Source organism: Falsigemmobacter intermedius, from assembly GCF_004054105.1.
GTDB classification, from domain to species: Bacteria; Pseudomonadota; Alphaproteobacteria; order Rhodobacterales; family Rhodobacteraceae; genus Wagnerdoeblera; species Wagnerdoeblera intermedia.
In genome coordinates this window covers 109,396-127,148 of sequence record NZ_SBLC01000001.1, presented here as the reverse complement: position 1 = coordinate 127,148, position 17,753 = coordinate 109,396, and the positions used below count along the sequence as shown (strand labels likewise).

Genomic DNA, 17,753 nt, shown 5'->3' with positions numbered 1-17,753 from the left:
CCCTGCAAGTCCACCTGCGGGCGGGTAAAACTGACATGAAAGGCCTGTCTTTGCGCGTTTTGCTGCCCCTTCTTCTCTGGCCCCTTGCGGAAATCGCTCTCTTTGTGATGGCGGGTGATCTTCTGGGGTTCTGGCTCACACTGCTGTGGCTGGCAGTGGCGATGGTGATCGGCGGCACGCTGATCCGTACCTCCGCCGGTTACGGCCGTCCCGCGGACGCTGAGAGCGCACTGCGGGCGGTTGCGGGTGTGCTGCTGATCCTGCCGGGCTTTCTGTCGGACTTTTTCGCGCTCATCCTTCTGCTGCCGCCGGTGCGCCGGCTGATCAGCGGTGCCATGTTGAAGCGCATCCTTGCCGGGCAGGGCGGCGTCTTTACGTTCCGGGGCGCCCCGCAGGGGTTCGGCGGCTTTGCCCAAGGGGGGCACCCGGGCGCGCAGCGCGGCCCGCATCCGGCAGATGACATCATCGATGCAGAGGCCACCGAGATCCGGCCGGACGCCCCGCCGCTGCCGGGGCAGTCGCCCCGCTCGGGGTGGCACAGGCAGATTAAGGTCTGAGGACGGGGGCGAATTTTCGCCCCCTTTGCTTTGCAGCCCCTGGAAAGCTTGACTCTTTGGCGCTTTCCGGCCTATGGCTGACCCCAAATCCGGAATGAGTGAACATTCCGGTCCCATGGCCTTGTGCCGGGATCGCCACCCGCCAGCGCGTTGCGCCCGTGGGTGCGTTACCGCTTTGTGCCGGGGAAACTGTGATCCGCGTGCCACGAAGGAGGCCCCGCATGTTCGAGAATCTCTCAGAGCGCCTTGGCGGCGTATTCGAGCGACTGTCGCGTCAGGGTGCCCTGAACGAGGCTGACGTCATCACCGCACTCCGCGAAGTCCGCGTGGCCCTGCTGGAGGCAGACGTCTCGCTGGCCGTCACCCGCGACTTCATCAAAGCTGTGCAGAAAAAGGCGACGGGTCAGGCAGTTACCAAATCGGTGACCCCGGGCCAGCAGGTCATCAAGATCGTCCATGACGAGCTGGTGGCGATGCTTCAGGGCGAAGGCCCGGCAGAGCGTCTGAAGATCGACAACCCGCCCGCGCCGATCCTGATGGTCGGTCTGCAGGGCTCGGGTAAGACCACCACTTCGGGCAAACTCGCCCGCCGTCTGAAAGAGCGTGAGGGCAAGAAAGTCCTGCTCGCCTCGCTCGACACCCAGCGTCCGGCCGCTATGGAGCAGCTGGCGATTCTGGCCACGCAGATCGGCGTCGACAGCCTGCCGATCGTCGCGGGTGAGTCGGCCGTTCAGATCGCCAAACGCGCCAAACAGCAGGCGACGCTCGGCGGCTATGACGTCTACATCCTCGATACCGCCGGTCGTCTGCAGATCGATGTCGCCCTCATGGAAGAGGTGGCACAGGTCAGCCAGATCGCGCAGCCGCGCGAAACCCTGCTGGTCGTTGACGGTCTGACCGGTCAGGTCGCCGTGGAAGTGGCGCAGGAATTTGACGCCAAAGTCGGCATCACCGGCGTTGTGCTGACCCGGATGGACGGCGATGGCCGCGGCGGTGCCGCGCTCTCGATGCGCGCCGTGACCGGCAAGCCGATCCGCTTTGTGGGTCTGGGCGAGAAGTCTGAGGCCCTGGAAGTCTTTGACGCCGAGCGCGTTGCAGGCCGTATCCTTGGCATGGGCGATATCGTCGCCCTGGTGGAAAAAGCCCGCGAGACCTTTGAGGCCGAGCAGGCAGAGCGCATGGCGAAGCGTTTCGCCAAGGGTCTGTTCAACCTGAACGACATGAAAATGCAGCTCGAGCAGATGATGAAAATGGGCGGCATGCAGGGCGTCATGGGCATGCTGCCGGGCATGGGTAAAATGGCCAAAGCCGCCGAAGGTGCGGGCTTTGACGACACCATGCTCAAGCGTCAGATCGCGCTCATCAACTCGATGACCAAAAAAGAGCGCGCCAATCCTGATCTGCTGCAGGCGGGCCGCAAAAAGCGGATCGCGGCCGGTGCCGGTCTTGATGTGGCTGAACTCAACCGCCTTCTGAAAATGCACCGCCAGATGGCGGATGTGATGAAGAAGATGGGCAAGGGTGGCATGATGAAACAGGCCATCAAAATGATGATGTCCAAAAAGGGCATGCCTGACCCGTCGAAAATGACCCCCGATCAGCTGGCAGAGCTGTCGAAGGGCATGCAGGAAGGCATGAATATGCCGGGTCTGGGTGGCATGGGCGGTATGCCTGGCCTGCCGCGCGGCATGTCGCTGCCTTCGGGTCTGTCGGGGCTGATGAAGCGCAAATGATCACCCTCGCCAACACCCCTGTGCTGGAGACGGAACGTCTGATCCTGCGGGCACCGCAGGCAGATGATTTCGCCCCTTTCGCTGCCTTTATGGCCGGCGATCGCGCAGGTTTTGTTGGCGGCCCTCTGTCGGCGGATCTGGCCTGGCGTGGCTTTGGCCATGTCATCGGCCATTGGGTGATGCGCGGCTATGGCTTCTTTGTGATCACGGAGAAGGCCACGGGTCGTGCGCTTGGCACCGTTGGTCCCTGGTATCCCGAAGGCTGGCCTGAGCCGGAACTCGGCTGGACGCTTTGGGATGCGGCCTCTGAGGGCAAAGGCATTGCCCGCGAAGCGGCCGAAGCTGCCCGCGCCTATGCCTATGGCCAGCTGGGCTGGAGCACGGCGATCAGCCTGATCGCGCCGGATAATGCCCCCTCGGCGGCGCTTGCCCGCCGGATGGGTGCGGTGCCCGAGGGGCAGTTTGAGCTGCGCGGAACGCAGGTCGATATCTGGCGTCACCCGGCAGCCGCGGCACTCGCTGACGGCGGCCCGGAGGCTTACGCATGACAACGGAGGAGAGCCAGGTGAGTGACGTCGTATCCCGCGCTGCAGAAATTCTGCGCAACCATCGTGAATCGATCGACCGGCTGGATGCCGTTCTGGTCTTCACCCTGGCAGAGCGCTTCAAGCACACCCAGGCCGTGGGGAAACTGAAAGCCGAACACGAGCTTCCCCCCTCGGACCCCACGCGCGAAGCGCGTCAGATCGAGCGTCTGGAACGGCTGGCCAAAGAGGCCGATCTGGACCCCGAATTCGCCAAAAAGTTTCTGGCGTTCATCATCTCGGAAGTCATCCGGCATCACGAGACCTTTCAACAGTAATCCGGTGTTGCCGGTCCTAACATCCCAAGGAGATTCCTCATGTCCATGAAAATCCGTCTCGCCCGCGGTGGTTCGAAAAAGCGCCCGCACTACGCAATCGTTGCTGCTGACGCCCGCATGCCGCGCGACGGCCGCTTCATCGAGAAGCTGGGCACCTACAACCCGCTGCTGGCAAAAGACGCAGAAGACCGCGTCAAACTGAACGTTGAGCGCGTTCAGTACTGGCTGTCGCAGGGCGCACAGCCGACCGACCGCGTTGCACGCTTCCTGGAAGCTGCCGGCCTGAAAGAAAAAGCAGTCCGCAACAACCCGAAGTCGGCTCAGCCGGGCAAAAAAGCTGTCGCACGCGCTGCTGAAAAAGCTGCAAAAGCGGAAGCTGCTGCTGAATAATGATCCCTGCGGATCAGTGATATCTGCCGGGTGCCTTCGGGCGCCCGGCTTTCTGCTTTCTGAGGACAGGACAAATGGCCGGATCGGAACGGATTTGCGTCGGCGCCATCGGGGGCGCTTTTGGTGTCAAAGGCGAAGTGCGCCTGAAAAGCTTTTGCGCGGACCCGGCCGCGATTGCGGATTACGCGCCGCTTTACTCGGAAGACGGCAAGCGTGAGTTTGACCTCGTGCTGACGGGCATTCTTAACAATGGGCTTTCCGCCCGGATGAGCGGCATCACCACCCGCGAGCAGGCCGAAGCCGCCCGCGGTATTCGCCTCTTTGCCGATCGCGCGCGGCTGCCTTCGCTGCCCGATGATGAATTCTACCACACCGATCTGATCGGTCTGACGGTGTTGGACACCGGCGGGACTGAGCTTGGCAAGGTGAAGGCGGTGTTGAACCATGGCGCCTCCGATCTGCTGGAGATCATGGGCCCGGGGATGAAATCGCCGCTGCTGCTGCCCTTTACCCTCGCAGTGGTGCCGACGGTGGATCTGGCCGGGGGCCGGATGATCGTCGATCCGCCCGAAGAGGTCTGATCCTAAAAGTTAAAGCGCGGAAGGGGCAAAACGCCCCGGCCGCGTTCTCTCGGTCAGGGTCCGGCTCTTTGTCATTCGCGGGCCGACCCTTTGCCTGGGCGACTTTTGGCCGGGTGGTGCACTGCGTCTCGCAGGTCAGCGCAGCATACGCCCCTTGATGATCGCATCCGTTCCGAATTTCGCGCGGATGACGTCGGTTGCCCGCTCCGCCGCGGCCCGCCTGGCAGCACCGGGGTCGAGCAGATCCCCCGCCGGATCGCGGCCTGAGGCGGGTGCCAGATCCGAGATCCCGACACCCACCAGCCGGAAGGGTGCTTTAGGGGCCAGATCGCGCAGCAGCTCTTCTGCCACCCGCCAGATCGCATCCGCCAGTTGCGCGGGCTCCCGCAGGCTGCGGCGGCGGGTCAGGATGCGGTGATCGGCCTGTTTCACCTTCACGGTGACGGTTTTTCCCTCAAGCTCGCGGGCCTTGGCGCGGTCCGCTACCTGTTCGGTTAAACGCCAGAGGTGGCTGAATAAAAGTTCGGTATCCGTCAGATCCTGATCGAAGGTGGTCTCTTTTGAGATGGATTTCGGCTGATCATGGGGGCAGACTTTGCGGGTATCGATACCCCGTGCGAGATGCCAGAGCCGCTCTCCTGTCTGGCCAAAGCGGTCCGTCAGATCGCGGATATCCCAATCCAGGATGTCGCTGACAGAGCGGATCCCGGCCTGTTCCAGTGCGCCCTGGGTGGACAGCCCCACCCCCCAGAGGATCCGCAGAGGCTTGTCTTTCAGAAAGGCCTGAGTTTCCGAACGCCCGATCACAGAAAAGCCCCTCGGCTTGTCGAGATCAGAGGCAATCTTGGCCAGGAACTTGTTATGCGAAAGCCCGACCGAGAGGCTGATGCCCAGGTCGCGTTCAACCTCATGGGCCAGCCGCGCCAGAAGTTCGGCGGCGGGGGCGCCGTGCAGTCTTTCGGTGCCGGTCAGATCCAGAAAGGCCTCATCCAGGCTCAGCGGCTCAACCGCAGGGGTCAGCGCTTCCATGCGGCTGCGCAGGCTGCGCGAGACCTCGGCATAGACCGACATGCGCGGCGGCACGACCACGGCTTCCGGGCAGCGCCTGCGCGCCTCAAACATCGGCATGGCGGAGCGGACGCCGTAAAGTCGTGCGATATAACAGCAGGTTGAGACCACCCCACGGGTGCCGCCCCCCACGATCAGCGGCCTGTCGCGCAGCTCGGGGTTCAGGTGCTTTTCGACGCTGGCGTAAAAGGCATCGCAGTCGAGATGTGCGATGCTGAGGCTGTTTAATTCGTCATGCGCAATCACCCGCGGGCTGCGGCACGTCGGGCAGCGCGGGCCGGTCGTCAGCGGGGTCAGGCAGTCGCGGCAAAGGGCGGGCATGGTGCAGATATGCGCCTTTTGCCCCGCCCCGCCAAGAGATTAGCGCGGTGAAATGCGCGCGGCCAGGGCTGCAGCCTGGGCGCGGATGTCGGGGATCGCGGTGATCTCCCACAGGGCGGCGCGGGTCGGCGGGCCAAGGGCCACCACACCGGGCATCAGGCTGCCGCTTTCGGTGATCAGCCGCCCGTCGGTGGTCACATCCGGGCCGATCCCCAGCGGGTCTTTGCGCGCAAAGCCGCGGGCGAAAAGATCTGCCAGAACCGGAGAGGCATGGGCAACCGGATCGCGGCGAATACCGCGGCAATCCACGATGAAGGCGGCTTCGATTTCTGTGATAGCTGTCGATCCGCGCGGGCGCAGGCAGGCGATCAGATTGCCCTCTGCGTCCCGTTTCGCGCCCTGAAACCCTGCCCGCAGGATCGTGAGCTGGCCGTCCTCCATGGCCCGGCGCAGGCGCAGGTCAGAGGCGTCGGGGATCCGGTGGCGATGCACCTCCCACCAGGAACTCGCGTGGCGCAGGAAGCGCCTGCGCTCCCGCTCGGGCCAGGCCTGCCAGATTTCAGCGATGAAGGGGCGGATGCCATCCACCACATCGCGCCATGTGCCTCCCGCAGCCTTTGCTGCGCGTGCTTTGCCGCGCAAAAAGCGCAAAAGCTGCGAGACACCCTGATCGAGGGGCAGATCGGCAGGCGTCAGTTTCATCGGCGCAGAGGGGGCATGGGGCAGCGGCAAAAGCCCCCGGCGGGACACGGCCAGGATCGGCCCCTCATGCCCCTTGTTCAAAAGCGAGAGCGCCTGATCGACCATCGACAATCCGGTGCCGATGATGATCACCCTGGCCCCCCGGTCCTCAGGGGCGCGGAAATCCCAGGCGCCGGTCACCGGATCACCCTCCCGGCTTTGCGGCAGGGCATGGCCGGTGGCCAGGATCGTCAGATCCCCGCGCAGCTGCCGCCCCGAGGCGAGGGTCACATCGCGCCCGTCGTCGGAGAGCTTCATCGCCTGGTCCTGCAGGATGTCAAACCGACCGCTGTCTTTCCAGGGATCCGCCAGATGAGTCAGGTAATCGCCATAAAGACGACGGCTTATGAAATCCTGCGGCGTGATCTCAGCGGTTTCCGGATGCGTGCGCAGCCAGTTCAGCAGATGCTCAGGCGTCTCAGGCCAAGCCGACATCTGCGCCACGCGGGTGTTGAGCAGGTGATCGGGGTCTCTGGTCGAATAGGCCAGACCCCGGCCGGGTTCAAAATGGCCCTCGATCAGCGTGATGTGAAACTGCGCCGCCTCTCTGGCCAGCAGATGGGCCGCGATCAACATGCCGGTTGCGCCGCCGCCGATGATGGTAATCCGCGCCCCGGACTGAAGGGGGGGCATCGGCGGGACGGCAGGGCTGGGCATCATGAGATCGGAGTTCCTGTCAGGCTGAGCAGCCCCGCGTCGTGCTCAGGGCGGACAGCCGGCAGCGCAACCGCAGCGGGACCGGCGGTTGCGCTATTCTGGCCCTCAGTGCCCCGAAAATGCAAGTCACGACCGGATCGGGCCGGCGGGCGCGGCGATCAGGGGAGAAGGATAAAGCCTGCCAGGCTGAGCATCGCCATCAGCGCAATGGCCAGGCCTGCGTAATCCGAAAAGCCCGGCTGCGGGTTGCGAAACATCTCTTTCATGAGGCCACCCGCTTTTCACTCCGTCCCCCGCCGGCAAGAAGGCGGTCGCGCAGCGCCTTCCCCTCTGGCCAGGGGCCAAAGCCGGAGGCGACATTGACGTGCCCGGCAAGTCCCAGATCGCTCAGCTCTGCGCCCCAGACCTGCGAGAGGCTGCGGGCCTGGGAAAAGCGCATCCAGGGATCATTGCGGCTGGCCGCCAGGATCACCGGCACGGGAAGCTCCGTCTCCGGAATGCGGCCGAAAGGTGAGGTCCGGGGGCTGACAGAGGGTTCGGCCGGAGCGACCAGGAGGGCCGCCCGCACCCGCAGTTGCGGCCAGCGGGCCAGCACCCGGGCACTCAGAATTGCGCCTAAGGAATGGCCCACCAGAATGGAATCGGGGTGTTGCAGCAGCAGACCCGCCAGCTCCGCCTCCCAGGTTTCCGGGTCAGGGTGAGAGGGGTTTGACAGATCCACCATCAGCGCGCTCGGGTCGGTGACGGCCCACCAATGCTGCCAGTGGGGGGCGTCTGATCCGTCAAGGCCAGGAACCAGTAGGGTGCGTTGCATGGCGATCTCCGGGGTACAGTCAGCTCACTACGGCTTAACTCTACCCCGGAAGTCGTCTTTTCGCACTTTCAAAGAAAATGGCGAAAAGAGAAAAATATTCTCTCAGCGATCCCGGGTGTTGACCGGATAGGCGGTGGTGAACTTCATCCGCTCCATCGCGAAATGCGAGGTGACATTCTTGATCGGCACCGCATCCGTGAGGCGTTTATACAGCCCGTCGAAGGAGCGGATGTCGGGAATGGCGACACGCAACAGGTAATCCATCTCTCCCGCCATCCGGTAAACTTCCATAATTTCCGGGATGTTAGATGTCACATTCTCAAAATTCTCGCGCCATTCGGTAGAGTGATCCGGCGCCTCGATCCCCACAAACACCGTCAGTCCGAAGCCCAGCCGGTTCGGGTCCGCCAAGGCGACACGGCCGGTCAGAATGCCATTGGCCTCGAGTTTCTGGATCCGTTTCCAGCAGGGCGTCTGCGAGAGCCCCACCCGATCTGCGATCTGGGCCACGGGAAGGGTCGCATCCCGCATCAGTTCCGCGATGATCTTCCGGTCGATGAGGTCGAGATCGTCCATTCTGCCACTCTCCTGGGGCCGGGCCTCGTTGGCCTGCGCGGGCGGAAAGATGACATTTGGCCTGAAAATGTCCAGTTTCATTCGCCAAAGAACATGAATTTGCTCTCTGTGGCTATTTTTCAGGGGAAAACTTCCACGATCGGGCTGAGTCGGGCGGGATTTATACTCCGGTCCCTCAGTTCGCAGGGGAAAGGCTGCGACACAGCAGAGACTTTCTGCGCTCGTAGAAGAATCCTCCTAAAACACGATTAACTTAGCCGAGAATACTCTGTTGCCAAAGACGACTCCTGCGGTCGATATTTATTCGGGATCACCCTTTGGCGGGATCAACAGCAGAAGAGGGAAGCATGACTGGCAGGGATAGGAAAGTGCCGGGGGCGCGGGGCGAAGCTCTGGTCCTGGTTCAGCTGACCGACCGGCGCACGGGTTCAGTGCATCGTGTGGATGGTCGTCCCCTCGCGGCCTGGGTTCCGCCTTCGGGGATCGCTGAGGCCACTGCGCAACTGATGTCGGGGCGCGATCCGCAGGTCTGGAGCGTGCGGGTGATGGAAATGGCCTCCTGATCGGCCCTGCGCTGAAATGAGAACAAGCGCAGGCCCGCGCCGCGCCTGGTGGTCAGATGTCCCGGCGTTAAGGCGGGGCAGGGGGCGGATGCTCTGAAAGGCCCCGGTGCCTGGGAAAGATATCCCGACTGTCTTGGGTTTGTGGCGTGTATCGTCCGGTTGTTTTACTTGATTGGCGTGAATTGCGGAACTATTTCCCGTGTTCGGAGGTGCCCTATGGCCATTGAGATCAGCGGTATCAGCAAACAGTTTGGCAAGACCCAGGTTCTGCGCGGCATCGATCTGTCGATCGCCGACCGGGAGCTTGTGGCGCTTCTCGGCCCCTCAGGGTCCGGAAAAACCACACTTTTGCGCATCATCGCCGGCCTGGAGTGGCCCGATGCGGGGCAGCTGGTCGTCGCGGGCGAAGACTGGATGCAACTGGGGGCCAAAGACCGCCGCATCGGCTTTGTCTTCCAAAGCTATGCGCTGTTTCCCCATATGAGCGTGCGCGAGAACCTGGCTTTTGGCCTGACCGTGCGTCCCAAAGCGCAGCGCCCCTCAGCAGCAGAAATCAAATCCCGGGTGGATGAGCTTCTGAGCCTCTTGCAGATCGACACGCTTGGGGATCGCTACCCCGCGCAGCTTTCGGGCGGTCAGCGCCAGCGGGTGGCGCTTGGCCGGGCCTTGGCGATTGAGCCGCGGGTTCTGCTGCTGGATGAGCCCTTTGGTGCTTTGGATGCCGCGATCCGCCGCGACCTTCGCCGCTGGCTGCGTGACGTGCATGAGCGCACCGGCTCAACCACGATTTTTGTCACTCACGACCAGGAAGAGGCCTTTGAACTGGCCGACCGCGTGGTGGTGATGGAGCAGGGCCGCATCGCCCAGATCGGCACCGCCGATCAGATCCACGATCACCCCGCCACGCCCTTTGTCGCGCGCTTCATGGGGGCAGTGATTGAGCTGCCGGTGACGCTGCGGGCCGGGCGGGCGGAGTTGAAGGGGGTGGACACCTCGGCCCTGCCGCGCCGACCGCTGGGCGATGGTCCGGCGACGCTCTTCCTGGCACCCGATCAGGTGGCCCTGGAGGCTGATCCCGCCAGTCCCTTCCTGGTGACGGGTGTCAGCTCCACCGGCAGGCTTTTGCGCGTGACGCTTGAGGCCCCGGGACTGCCCGTCGTTGAGCTTGATCTGCCGCGCCTTCAGGCGCGCGCTGTGGCCGTTGGCCAGAATTTCCGCCTGCGTCCGCTGGCCGGCGCGGTCTTTTCCGCGCCGCGCAGCCCAGCTGCGGCGGACCCCATTGATCGTCTTCCGGTAAAGGAAAACATTGCATGAAACACTCGATTTTCCGCGTGGCCGCTCTGGTGGCGGGTCTGGGGGCTGCCGCTCCGGCGCTGGCGCAGGACAGCATCCTCAACGTCTCTTATGACATCGCACGAGAGCTTTTTGAGGATTTGAACCCGAAGTTCATCGCGCAGTGGAAGGCCGATAAGGGCCGCGATCTGACGATCGACCAAAGCCACGGCGGCTCCTCGCGCCAGGCGCGGGCGATCCTCGAAGGGCTGGCCGCTGATGTGGTCACCTTCAACCAGGAGACCGATATCGATGCTCTGGTTGAGGGCGGTCTGGTCGATCAGAACTGGCGTGAGGCTTTCCCCAACGGCGCCTCGCCCTATTACTCGCTGCCGGCCTTCCTTGTGCGCAAGGGCAACCCCAAGAACATTCAGGACTGGGGTGATCTGGCGAAAGAGGGCGTGCAGCCGGTCTTCCCGAACCCCAAAACCTCCGGCAATGCGCGCTATACCTATCTCGCGGCCTACGCCTGGGGGCTGAACGAATTTGGTGGTGATCATGCGAAAACCCAGGACTTCGTGAAAAAGCTGCTCTCCAACGTGCCGGTCTTTGACACCGGCGGTCGCGCCGCCACCCAGACCTTTGCCGAGCGTGAGATCGGCGATGTGCTGGTCACCTTTGAGGCTGAGACCGGCGGAATTGCCGCGGAATATGCCGACAAGGGCTTTGAGCGTGTGACGCCCTCAATCTCGCTTTTCTCGGCCTTCCCGGTGGCTCTGGTGGGTGCGAATGCGAAGAAAAAGGGCAGCGAAGAGGTGGCCACGGCCTATCTGAACTGGCTCTACACCCCTGAGGCGCAAAAGGCTCTCGCTGAGCATTATTACCGCGTGACAGACAAAGACGTGGCAGCGGCCTATGCCGACAAACTGCCTGAGGTGAAACTTGTCACCGTGGATGAGGCTTTCGGTGGCTGGGAGAAAGTCCGCGCCGAGCATCTCGCCGATGGTGGCATCCTTGACCAGGTTTTCGTCAACCGCTGAGGGTTCATAAATGACCGCTGCCGCTCCGATCCGGGCGAAGCGCGTGCTGCCGGGGTTCACATTGAGCCTCGGCACAACGCTTTTATATCTGACCGTTGTCATTCTGATCCCGGTGCTGGCCCTGGTGCTGAAAGGCGCAGATATCGGGCCGCAGCGCTTCTGGGTCATTGTCACATCGGCCCGCGCGCTGGCGGCCTTTCAGGTCACGCTGACGGCGGCGCTGATTGCGACGGTCTTTAACGCCTTTTACGGGCTTCTGATGGCCTGGGTTCTGGTGCGCTATGAGTTTCCGGGGCGCAGGCTGCTCGATGCGCTGATGGATATTCCCTTCGCGCTGCCGACGGCCGTGGCGGGTCTGTCGCTGACGGCACTCTTTTCGGCCAATGGCTGGTTCGGGCAGTTGCTGGCCCCGCTTGGCCTTGTTCCGGTCTACACCATCTGGGGTGTGGCGATTGCCATGGCCTTCACCTCGATCCCCTTCGTGGTGCGCACCGTGCAGCCCGTCCTTGAAGATCTGGACCCCGCCTATGAGCAGGCGGCCCGCACGCTTGGCGCATCCGACTGGACGATCTTTTCGCGGGTGGTTTTCCCGCAGATCCTTCCGGCATTCCTTGCGGGGGTGACGATCTCCTTTGCGCGCTCGCTGGGCGAGTTCGGCGCGATCGTTTTCATCGCCGGAAACCTGCCCTTTAAAACGGAGATCGCCTCGCTTCTCACCTTCATCCGGCTTGAGGAATATGACTACCAGGGCGCGGCGGCCATTGCGCTGGTGTTGCTGATGTTTGCGGTGATCCTGCTGGTCATCTCAAACCGCCTCCAGGCCTGGGCCGCACGTTACCGGGGGCAGGCATGAGCATCGTGCATCATAAAGAAAGCCGCCTGGTTCCGCGTCTGCTGATCGGTCTGGCCGTGGCGCTGACGCTGCTGATGGTAGTGGCGCCGCTGATCTTCATCTTCTGGAGCGCCTTTTCCAAAGGCTGGGACGTTTATGTCTCCAATATCCTGCATCCGGTGACGCTGCATGCGATCTGGCTGACCACCCTGGTGGCGGTGATCGTGGTGCCGCTGAACGTGGCCTTTGGGGTGGCGGCCGCCTGGGCGGTGGCGCGGTTTAAATTCCCCGGTCGCGGGCTGGTGCTGACGGCGATTGAGATCCCCTTTTCGGTCTCGCCGATCATTGCGGGCATTTGTTACCTTTTGCTCTATGGCCGGCAGGGGCTCCTGGGGCCCTGGCTGATGGCGAATGACTGGCAGGTGCTGTTTGCGCTGCCGGGGATTGTGCTGGTCACCATGTTTGTCACCTCGCCCTTTGTCGCCCGTGAAGTGCTGCCGCTGATGCAGGCCCAGGGGTCAGAGCAGGAGCAGGCGGCCGTGACGCTGGGTGCGAGTGGCTGGCAGATTTTCCGCCGGGTGACGCTGCCCAATATCCGCTGGGCGCTGCTTTACGGTGCGGTGCTCTGCACCGCGCGGGCGGTGGGAGAGTTCGGCGGCGTCTCGGTGGTCTCGGGCAATATCCGTAGCCAGACGAATACGCTGCCGCTGCATGTAGAGCTTTTGTTCAACGATCTGAACGCCGTGGGGGCCTTTGCCGCAGCCTCAACGCTGACGGTGATTGCGCTGGTGGCGCTGGTGGTGAAATCCATCCTGGAAAGCCGCCGCCACCAGGCCTGAGGATCTTCGCGCATTGGAGAAAAGCCGCCCCCTGTCGGGGCGGCTTTTTTGATGCTGGCCGTGGCAGGTTCATTCCGTTCACGCATAACCTCAGGCGGAAAGTTTGGATTTTCTCTGTCTCTTCAGATGATAGACTGCGGCCAGTCATTCGGCCCGCGCTTCGCCCGGGCCTCAGCTTAAAGGACCCTGCCATGACCGCAGCGCTTCCCGCCTCCACCCGCGATCTTATGGCGAAATTCGGCATTGAGGCCTCGGTCTTTACCGGCGGTCCGATGGCCAGTTTCAGCCCGCTGACCGGTGAGCAGATTGCCGGGCTGACCCCGACCTCTGCCGCTGAGACCGATGCCGCGATTGCCCGCGCGCATGCCGCCTTCCTGACCTGGCGTAACCTGCCCGCCCCGCGCCGGGGGGAGCTTGTGCGTCTGCTGGGCGAAGAGCTGCGCGCCGCGAAAGAAGACCTCGGCCGTCTCGTCTCGATTGAGGCCGGCAAAAGCGCCTCGGAGGGTCTGGGCGAAGTCCAGGAGATGATCGACATCTGCGATTTCGCCGTTGGTCTGTCCCGTCAGCTTTACGGTCTGACCATCGCGACTGAGCGTCCCGGTCACCGCATGATGGAGACATGGCACCCGCTGGGTGTTGTGGGCATCATCTCGGCTTTCAACTTCCCCGTTGCGGTCTGGTCCTGGAACGCGGCGCTGGCGCTGGTCTGCGGCAACCCGGTGGTCTGGAAACCCTCAGAGAAGACACCGCTGACCGCGCTGGCCAGCCAGGCCATCCTGGACCGCGCGCTGAAGCGCTTTGGCGCGGATGCGCCCGAAGGGCTGAGCCAGGTTCTGATCGGCGGCGCGGATGTCGGCAATGCCCTGGTGGTGAACCCGAAAGTGGCGCTGGTTTCGGCCACCGGCTCGACCCGCATGGGGCGCATTGTCGGCCCGAAAGTGGCGGAGCGCTTTGGCCGCACCATTCTGGAACTGGGCGGCAATAACGCAGGCATCGTCACGCCTTCGGCGGATCTCGATATGGCGCTGCGCGCGATTGCTTTCGGGGCCATGGGCACCGCCGGTCAGCGCTGCACCACCATGCGCCGCCTTTTCGTGCATGAGAGCGTCTATGACACCCTGGTGCCGCGCCTGATCAAGGCCTATGCCTCGGTCTCGGTGGGCAATGTGCTGGAAACCCAGGCCCTGGTCGGTCCTTTGATCGACAAGGACGCTTTTGACGGCATGCAAAAAGCGCTTGAGGCCGCAAAAGCGGCAGGCGGCACCGTCCATGGCGGCGAACGTCAGCCCGTGGGTCCGGACACCGCCTATTACGTGAAACCGGCGCTGGTTGAGATGCCTTCGCAGACCGGTCCGGTGCTGCATGAGACCTTTGCGCCGATCCTTTACGTCATGAAATACAGTGACTTCGATCAGGTGATCGAGCTGCACAACGCTGTGGGGGCGGGGCTGTCCTCCTCGATCTTCACGCTGGATATGCGCGAGATGGAGACCTTCCTTTCGGCTTCGGGCTCGGACTGCGGCATTGCCAACGTCAATATCGGCACCTCGGGTGCAGAAATCGGCGGGGCCTTCGGTGGTGAGAAAGAGACCGGGGGCGGTCGTGAATCCGGCTCGGACGCCTGGCGCGCTTATATGCGCCGCGCGACCAATACGGTGAACTATTCCCGGGCCCTTCCCCTGGCTCAGGGCGTGGTCTTCGACATCGACTGATTGCAGAGCCCGCATCGTCTTGACCCTGCCCCGGTGCCCATTAGGGTGCCGGGGTTATCTTTTGGGGGACGGCCATGAAGCAACTCACACTCGGCGCACAGGGACCAAAGGTCTCGCAGATCGGCCTTGGCTGTATGAGCATCGCCGGGGCCTATGGCCCGACCACCGAAGACGAGGCCTTTGCCCTCCTCGATGCCGCCTGGGAGGCGGGGGTCACCTTTTACGACACCGCCAATATCTATGGCATGGGCCGCTCGGAAGAGATCCTCGGCCGCTGGATGGCGGATCGCCGCCCCGAGGGGCTGGTGCTGGCGACCAAAGCCTCGATCATCCCCGGTCCGCCACGTCAGATCAGCAATGAGGCGGCGCATCTGCGCTCAGAGCTTGAAGGCTCGCTGAAACGTCTTGGGGTGGAACGGGTGGATCTGTTTTACGCCCACCGCCGCGACCCTTCCGTCGAGCCGGAGGTCCTGGCCGAGACCATGGCCGCGCTGATCCGCGAAGGGAAGATCGGCGGCTATGGCGTGTCGGAATGGGCCCCTGCCAGCCTGCGCCGCGCCCATGCGGTGCATCCGGTGACGGCGGTGCAAAGCGAATATTCGCTCTGGACCCGCCAGCCGGAACTGGGAATGCTCCAGGCCTGCGCGGCGCTGGGCGTGGGCTTTGTGCCCTTCTCGCCGGTCGGGCGGGGGATGCTGACCGACCGTGTGCAAAACCCCGCGGATTACGCCCCGGGCGATTTCCGCGCCCGCAACCCGCGTTTCCTGCCCGGCACATTTGAGCGCAATATGGCGGCTGTCGCGCCCTTCCGCGACTTCGCGGCCGCGCGCGGGCTGTCGACGGCGACGCTGGCCATGGCCTGGGTTCTGGCGCAGGGCGAAGGCGATCTGATCCCGATCCCCGGCACCCGCAGCGTCAAACACCTGCGCGAATGCCTGGCGGGCGCGCAGGTGCAGCTCAGCGCGGCAGATCTGCAGGAGATTGAGCGGATTTTGCCCCCCGGTTTTGCAGAGGGTGGCCGCTATGCGGCGGCGCAGACCCTCGGCGTCGAAAGTTACGGCTGAGGGTCGCGACGGCGGAAAAGCCGCGAGAAAAGGCCCCGCCGCCGGGTGGGGCCCAGATCCGGCAGCGCGATGACCGGGCGGATCTGCAGCACGCTTTCCATCTGACGCGCGGTGTGGATTGCAGGGTTCTTCAATTCCAGCAGGAAGGCCAGGGCCACGGCGAGCAGCCCTGAGGCCAGGCCCCCTGCTGCCATGATTTTGCGCCGCCCGGTTGAGAGCGAATGATCCGCCGGAAGGGCCGCTTCAAGCAGGGTGAAATGCTCAGTCTGCTGTTCGCTGTCGAGCCGCTGGGTGGTCTCAGCCTCAGCGCGGCGGCGATTGATGACCGAATACTGATCCTGAAGCTGCTGCTGGCGCCGCAGATAAGTGCCCAGACGGGTCTCAACCATGGGGGTCAGGCTGATCGAGTCCTGCAGCTCTGCGATCCGCTCCTCCACGCCTTTATGCCGGCTCTGAAGCGCCTCCATCCGCGCCTCCAGGAGAGACATGCGGCGCTGTTCCACCACGCGGGGGGCCGCGACGGCCTGAAGCGGCATCAATTCCTGCTGCAGATCCATGATCTGACGGTCATATTCGCGGATCTGCACCTCAAGCAGCGATAGTTCCTGGCGTCTTGCGGCCAGGCTTTCCGGCAAAGCAGCGATCTGCGAATTCTTGAAGGCGGTGATCTCGGCTTCCAGAGCGGCCAGCTCACCCGACAGGCGCCGCTCTTCGCTGGCATAAAAGTCGAGGGTTTCGCGGGCCACGGTGCTTTTGCGGGCGGCGGTGCTGTCGAGAATTTTCTGCGCCAGCTCATTGGCCATATCGGCGGCCATATCGGGATCGGGCATCACCACGCGGATCACGATCGCCGAAACGGCGGTCTCGGCGTTGACGCCATGCGGGGTGCGGATCGACTCAAGGTTGACCGAATTGCGCATGATCGACAGGCGCTGCCCGATCGGAAGCTCCGGTGCGGTGTCAAAGATGCCGTAACGCTCTGCCAGCCCCAGCAGCGAGTCGCGGCTGCGGATCTGCTGCTCCAGAAGCTGCATCCGCTGCCCCGACTGGGTGACCGATTCCGCCGCCGTAGCCCCCGCGATCCGCGGCAGCTCCATCTGCAGAATGGCCGTGCTTTCAAACGAGCGCTGACGCTGCATCGCCACGACGAAAGACAGAATCGAGCCGATCAGAAAAACAAACAGGATCAGCACGAGATGGCGGCGGATCAGATCCACAAGATCCGTGAGGCTGCGGATGTTTCCCATCAGAACCACCGTTTTCTGCGTGCCGGACTGTCCTCGGCGCGGTTGAGAACCACCCCGATCAGCTCGCTGCGCTCGCGGATCATCTCTTCGCAGCGGGCAATATCTGCCGGGGCAGAGCGTTTGCCATCCACCACCAGAAGAACCCCGTCCACCTCGGGCAGAAAGCCGAAGACATCGTCGCTGCCAAGGATCGGCGGCAGATCAAACAAAATGACATCCGGGCGCAGATCTTCGGTCATATGCTCAAGCGCCAGGGCCGTAGAGGGCTCCTGCAAAAGCTCGGCGGCATCGGGTTCTGCCTGCTGGTTCAGCCCGAGCGCCAGATTGCGGCCATAGCGCAGAAAGTGGCTTTCAACCGCATTCTGTCCGGTCAGCATATCGCGCATGATCCCCGGCTCCGTCACCCCGAAGCGGTTGTGCAGCGAGGGGCGGCGCAGATCGAAGTCGAGCAGCGCCGTCCGGCCCGAGGGGCGCCGCGCCAGCGAGAGCGCCAGATTGGCGGCGACCGTCGTGGTGCCGCAGCCCCGTCCCGGTGCGGTAATGGCCACACGCCGCCAGCCGCGCTCTCCCAGGGCATGGAGCAGCCGGGTTCTGAGGTGGTCGTAAAGCAGCCCGACCGGATCGTCTTTGTGGGTGGGAATCAGATGGCGGCTTGCGGCGGATTTCGTATCCAGCGGGACCGGGGGCAGACTGGCCCAGATCTGCGAGGTGGCCGAGCGAAGGGCATCATCCCCGGCAGGCGGCAGCACGACGGCAGCGGTCCGGCGTCCCCCAAAGGGTGTAAGTCCGCTGGTGCGAACTCTTTTTCCGCCTTCGGGCTCTTCCGTCGTTCTGCCTGCCTTCATCACTTATTCTCAAATTCCAGGACTCGTAAAATACTGAGC

Annotated in this window: 19 protein-coding genes; 13 read left to right on the top strand and 6 right to left on the bottom strand. The window is 63.5% G+C overall.

The features are described from left to right. Positions 1–35: 35 nt before the first annotated feature. The 6 genes from EP867_RS00560 to rimM all read left to right on the top strand — a co-directional run bounded on the left by EP867_RS00560 (position 36) and on the right by rimM (position 4,123). Positions 36–557 (top strand): FxsA family protein, encoded by a 522-nt coding sequence (locus EP867_RS00560; RefSeq protein WP_128486269.1) that lies wholly within the window; start codon positions 36–38, stop codon positions 555–557. A gap of 221 nt (positions 558–778) precedes the next feature. Then, on the top strand, positions 779–2,290 hold the full coding sequence (gene ffh / locus EP867_RS00555) for a signal recognition particle protein (RefSeq protein ID WP_128486268.1): 1,512 nt from the start codon (positions 779–781) through the stop codon (positions 2,288–2,290). Then, positions 2,287–2,838, top strand: a complete 552-nt coding sequence (locus tag EP867_RS00550) for a GNAT family N-acetyltransferase (protein WP_128486267.1) — start codon at positions 2,287–2,289, stop codon at positions 2,836–2,838. Before ffh ends, EP867_RS00550 begins: the two co-directional genes overlap by 4 nt. Positions 2,839–2,855: 17 nt before the next feature. Continuing rightward, the gene (locus tag EP867_RS00545) at positions 2,856–3,152 is read left to right on the top strand and encodes a chorismate mutase (protein ID WP_380075218.1); all 297 of its coding nucleotides are present in this window, start codon (positions 2,856–2,858) and stop codon (positions 3,150–3,152) included. 39 nt (positions 3,153–3,191) lie between these two features. Next, a complete protein-coding gene (gene rpsP / locus EP867_RS00540; protein ID WP_128486265.1) occupies positions 3,192–3,542 on the top strand; it encodes a 30S ribosomal protein S16 in 351 nt (116 codons plus the stop codon). A 74-nt stretch (positions 3,543–3,616) separates the two neighbouring features. After that, complete coding sequence (gene rimM, locus EP867_RS00535; protein WP_128486264.1) at positions 3,617–4,123, top strand: ribosome maturation factor RimM; 507 nt, start codon at positions 3,617–3,619, stop codon at positions 4,121–4,123. Positions 4,124–4,258: 135 nt separating this feature from the next. Here the strand turns inward: rimM and EP867_RS00530 are convergent, their stop codons facing one another. From EP867_RS00530 to EP867_RS00515, 4 genes are all read right to left on the bottom strand, one after another. After that, on the bottom strand, positions 4,259–5,512 hold the full coding sequence (locus EP867_RS00530; protein ID WP_128486263.1) for a DNA polymerase IV: 1,254 nt from the start codon (positions 5,510–5,512) through the stop codon (positions 4,259–4,261). Positions 5,513–5,551: 39 nt separating this feature from the next. After that, positions 5,552–6,913: an FAD/NAD(P)-binding protein gene (locus EP867_RS00525; RefSeq protein ID WP_128486262.1), complete on the bottom strand. Its 1,362-nt coding sequence runs from the start codon at positions 6,911–6,913 to the stop codon at positions 5,552–5,554. A gap of 259 nt (positions 6,914–7,172) precedes the next feature. Further along, on the bottom strand, positions 7,173–7,724 hold the full coding sequence (locus tag EP867_RS00520; protein WP_128486261.1) for an RBBP9/YdeN family alpha/beta hydrolase: 552 nt from the start codon (positions 7,722–7,724) through the stop codon (positions 7,173–7,175). A gap of 102 nt (positions 7,725–7,826) precedes the next feature. Continuing rightward, complete coding sequence (locus tag EP867_RS00515) at positions 7,827–8,300, bottom strand: Lrp/AsnC family transcriptional regulator (RefSeq protein WP_128486260.1); 474 nt, start codon at positions 8,298–8,300, stop codon at positions 7,827–7,829. A gap of 347 nt (positions 8,301–8,647) precedes the next feature. On the opposite strand from EP867_RS00515, the gene EP867_RS00510 reads away from it, so the two are divergent. The 7 genes from EP867_RS00510 to EP867_RS00480 all read left to right on the top strand — a co-directional run bounded on the left by EP867_RS00510 (position 8,648) and on the right by EP867_RS00480 (position 15,622). Next, complete coding sequence (locus tag EP867_RS00510; RefSeq protein ID WP_128486259.1) at positions 8,648–8,863, top strand: hypothetical protein; 216 nt, start codon at positions 8,648–8,650, stop codon at positions 8,861–8,863. Positions 8,864–9,079: 216 nt separating this feature from the next. Further along, complete coding sequence (locus EP867_RS00505) at positions 9,080–10,177, top strand: sulfate/molybdate ABC transporter ATP-binding protein (protein WP_128486258.1); 1,098 nt, start codon at positions 9,080–9,082, stop codon at positions 10,175–10,177. Beyond that, positions 10,174–11,175 carry a sulfate ABC transporter substrate-binding protein gene (locus EP867_RS00500; protein WP_128486257.1) on the top strand — a complete coding sequence of 334 codons (1,002 nt, stop codon included), beginning with the start codon at positions 10,174–10,176 and terminating at the stop codon, positions 11,173–11,175. Before EP867_RS00505 ends, EP867_RS00500 begins: the two co-directional genes overlap by 4 nt. A gap of 10 nt (positions 11,176–11,185) precedes the next feature. Then, positions 11,186–12,028, top strand: a complete 843-nt coding sequence (gene cysT / locus EP867_RS00495; protein ID WP_128486256.1) for a sulfate ABC transporter permease subunit CysT — start codon at positions 11,186–11,188, stop codon at positions 12,026–12,028. Beyond that, positions 12,025–12,846 (top strand): sulfate ABC transporter permease subunit CysW, encoded by an 822-nt coding sequence (gene cysW / locus EP867_RS00490; protein WP_128486255.1) that lies wholly within the window; start codon positions 12,025–12,027, stop codon positions 12,844–12,846. Before cysT ends, cysW begins: the two co-directional genes overlap by 4 nt. A 191-nt stretch (positions 12,847–13,037) precedes the next feature. Beyond that, the gene (gene amaB, locus EP867_RS00485; protein WP_128486254.1) at positions 13,038–14,558 is read left to right on the top strand and encodes an L-piperidine-6-carboxylate dehydrogenase; all 1,521 of its coding nucleotides are present in this window, start codon (positions 13,038–13,040) and stop codon (positions 14,556–14,558) included. 74 nt (positions 14,559–14,632) lie between these two features. Beyond that, a complete protein-coding gene (locus tag EP867_RS00480) occupies positions 14,633–15,622 on the top strand; it encodes an aldo/keto reductase (protein WP_128486253.1) in 990 nt (329 codons plus the stop codon). Here the strand turns inward: EP867_RS00480 and EP867_RS00475 are convergent. Both EP867_RS00475 and EP867_RS00470 read right to left on the bottom strand, forming a co-directional pair. Then, positions 15,613–16,869 carry a GumC domain-containing protein gene (locus tag EP867_RS00475; RefSeq protein ID WP_128486252.1) on the bottom strand — a complete coding sequence of 419 codons (1,257 nt, stop codon included), beginning with the start codon at positions 16,867–16,869 and terminating at the stop codon, positions 15,613–15,615. The two genes, EP867_RS00480 and EP867_RS00475, sit on opposite strands and share 10 nt — an antisense overlap. After that, positions 16,869–17,714: a CpsD/CapB family tyrosine-protein kinase gene (locus EP867_RS00470; protein WP_128486251.1), complete on the bottom strand. Its 846-nt coding sequence runs from the start codon at positions 17,712–17,714 to the stop codon at positions 16,869–16,871. The genes EP867_RS00475 and EP867_RS00470 overlap by 1 nt, the downstream gene beginning before the upstream one ends. Positions 17,715–17,753: the final 39 nt, after the last annotated feature.

What these genes read in the sequence shown, in the direction of transcription:
- EP867_RS00500 (WP_128486257.1), top strand. Translation starts at nt 10,174, where the DNA reads ATGAAACACTCGATTTTCCGCGTGGCCGCTCTGGTGGCGGGTCTGGGG.
- EP867_RS00550 (WP_128486267.1), top strand. Translation starts at nt 2,287, where the DNA reads ATGATCACCCTCGCCAACACCCCTGTGCTGGAGACGGAACGTCTGATC.
- EP867_RS00470 (WP_128486251.1), bottom strand. Translation starts at nt 17,714, where the DNA reads ATGAAGGCAGGCAGAACGACGGAAGAGCCCGAAGGCGGAAAAAGAGTT.
- cysT (WP_128486256.1), top strand. Translation starts at nt 11,186, where the DNA reads ATGACCGCTGCCGCTCCGATCCGGGCGAAGCGCGTGCTGCCGGGGTTC.
- amaB (WP_128486254.1), top strand. Translation starts at nt 13,038, where the DNA reads ATGACCGCAGCGCTTCCCGCCTCCACCCGCGATCTTATGGCGAAATTC.
- EP867_RS00525 (WP_128486262.1), bottom strand. Translation starts at nt 6,913, where the DNA reads ATGATGCCCAGCCCTGCCGTCCCGCCGATGCCCCCCCTTCAGTCCGGG.
- EP867_RS00530 (WP_128486263.1), bottom strand. Translation starts at nt 5,512, where the DNA reads ATGCCCGCCCTTTGCCGCGACTGCCTGACCCCGCTGACGACCGGCCCG.
- ffh (WP_128486268.1), top strand. Translation starts at nt 779, where the DNA reads ATGTTCGAGAATCTCTCAGAGCGCCTTGGCGGCGTATTCGAGCGACTG.
- EP867_RS00560 (WP_128486269.1), top strand. Translation starts at nt 36, where the DNA reads ATGAAAGGCCTGTCTTTGCGCGTTTTGCTGCCCCTTCTTCTCTGGCCC.
- cysW (WP_128486255.1), top strand. Translation starts at nt 12,025, where the DNA reads ATGAGCATCGTGCATCATAAAGAAAGCCGCCTGGTTCCGCGTCTGCTG.
- EP867_RS00480 (WP_128486253.1), top strand. Translation starts at nt 14,633, where the DNA reads ATGAAGCAACTCACACTCGGCGCACAGGGACCAAAGGTCTCGCAGATC.
- rpsP (WP_128486265.1), top strand. Translation starts at nt 3,192, where the DNA reads ATGTCCATGAAAATCCGTCTCGCCCGCGGTGGTTCGAAAAAGCGCCCG.
- rimM (WP_128486264.1), top strand. Translation starts at nt 3,617, where the DNA reads ATGGCCGGATCGGAACGGATTTGCGTCGGCGCCATCGGGGGCGCTTTT.
- EP867_RS00520 (WP_128486261.1), bottom strand. Translation starts at nt 7,724, where the DNA reads ATGCAACGCACCCTACTGGTTCCTGGCCTTGACGGATCAGACGCCCCC.
- EP867_RS00510 (WP_128486259.1), top strand. Translation starts at nt 8,648, where the DNA reads ATGACTGGCAGGGATAGGAAAGTGCCGGGGGCGCGGGGCGAAGCTCTG.
- EP867_RS00475 (WP_128486252.1), bottom strand. Translation starts at nt 16,869, where the DNA reads ATGGGAAACATCCGCAGCCTCACGGATCTTGTGGATCTGATCCGCCGC.
- EP867_RS00505 (WP_128486258.1), top strand. Translation starts at nt 9,080, where the DNA reads ATGGCCATTGAGATCAGCGGTATCAGCAAACAGTTTGGCAAGACCCAG.
- EP867_RS00515 (WP_128486260.1), bottom strand. Translation starts at nt 8,300, where the DNA reads ATGGACGATCTCGACCTCATCGACCGGAAGATCATCGCGGAACTGATG.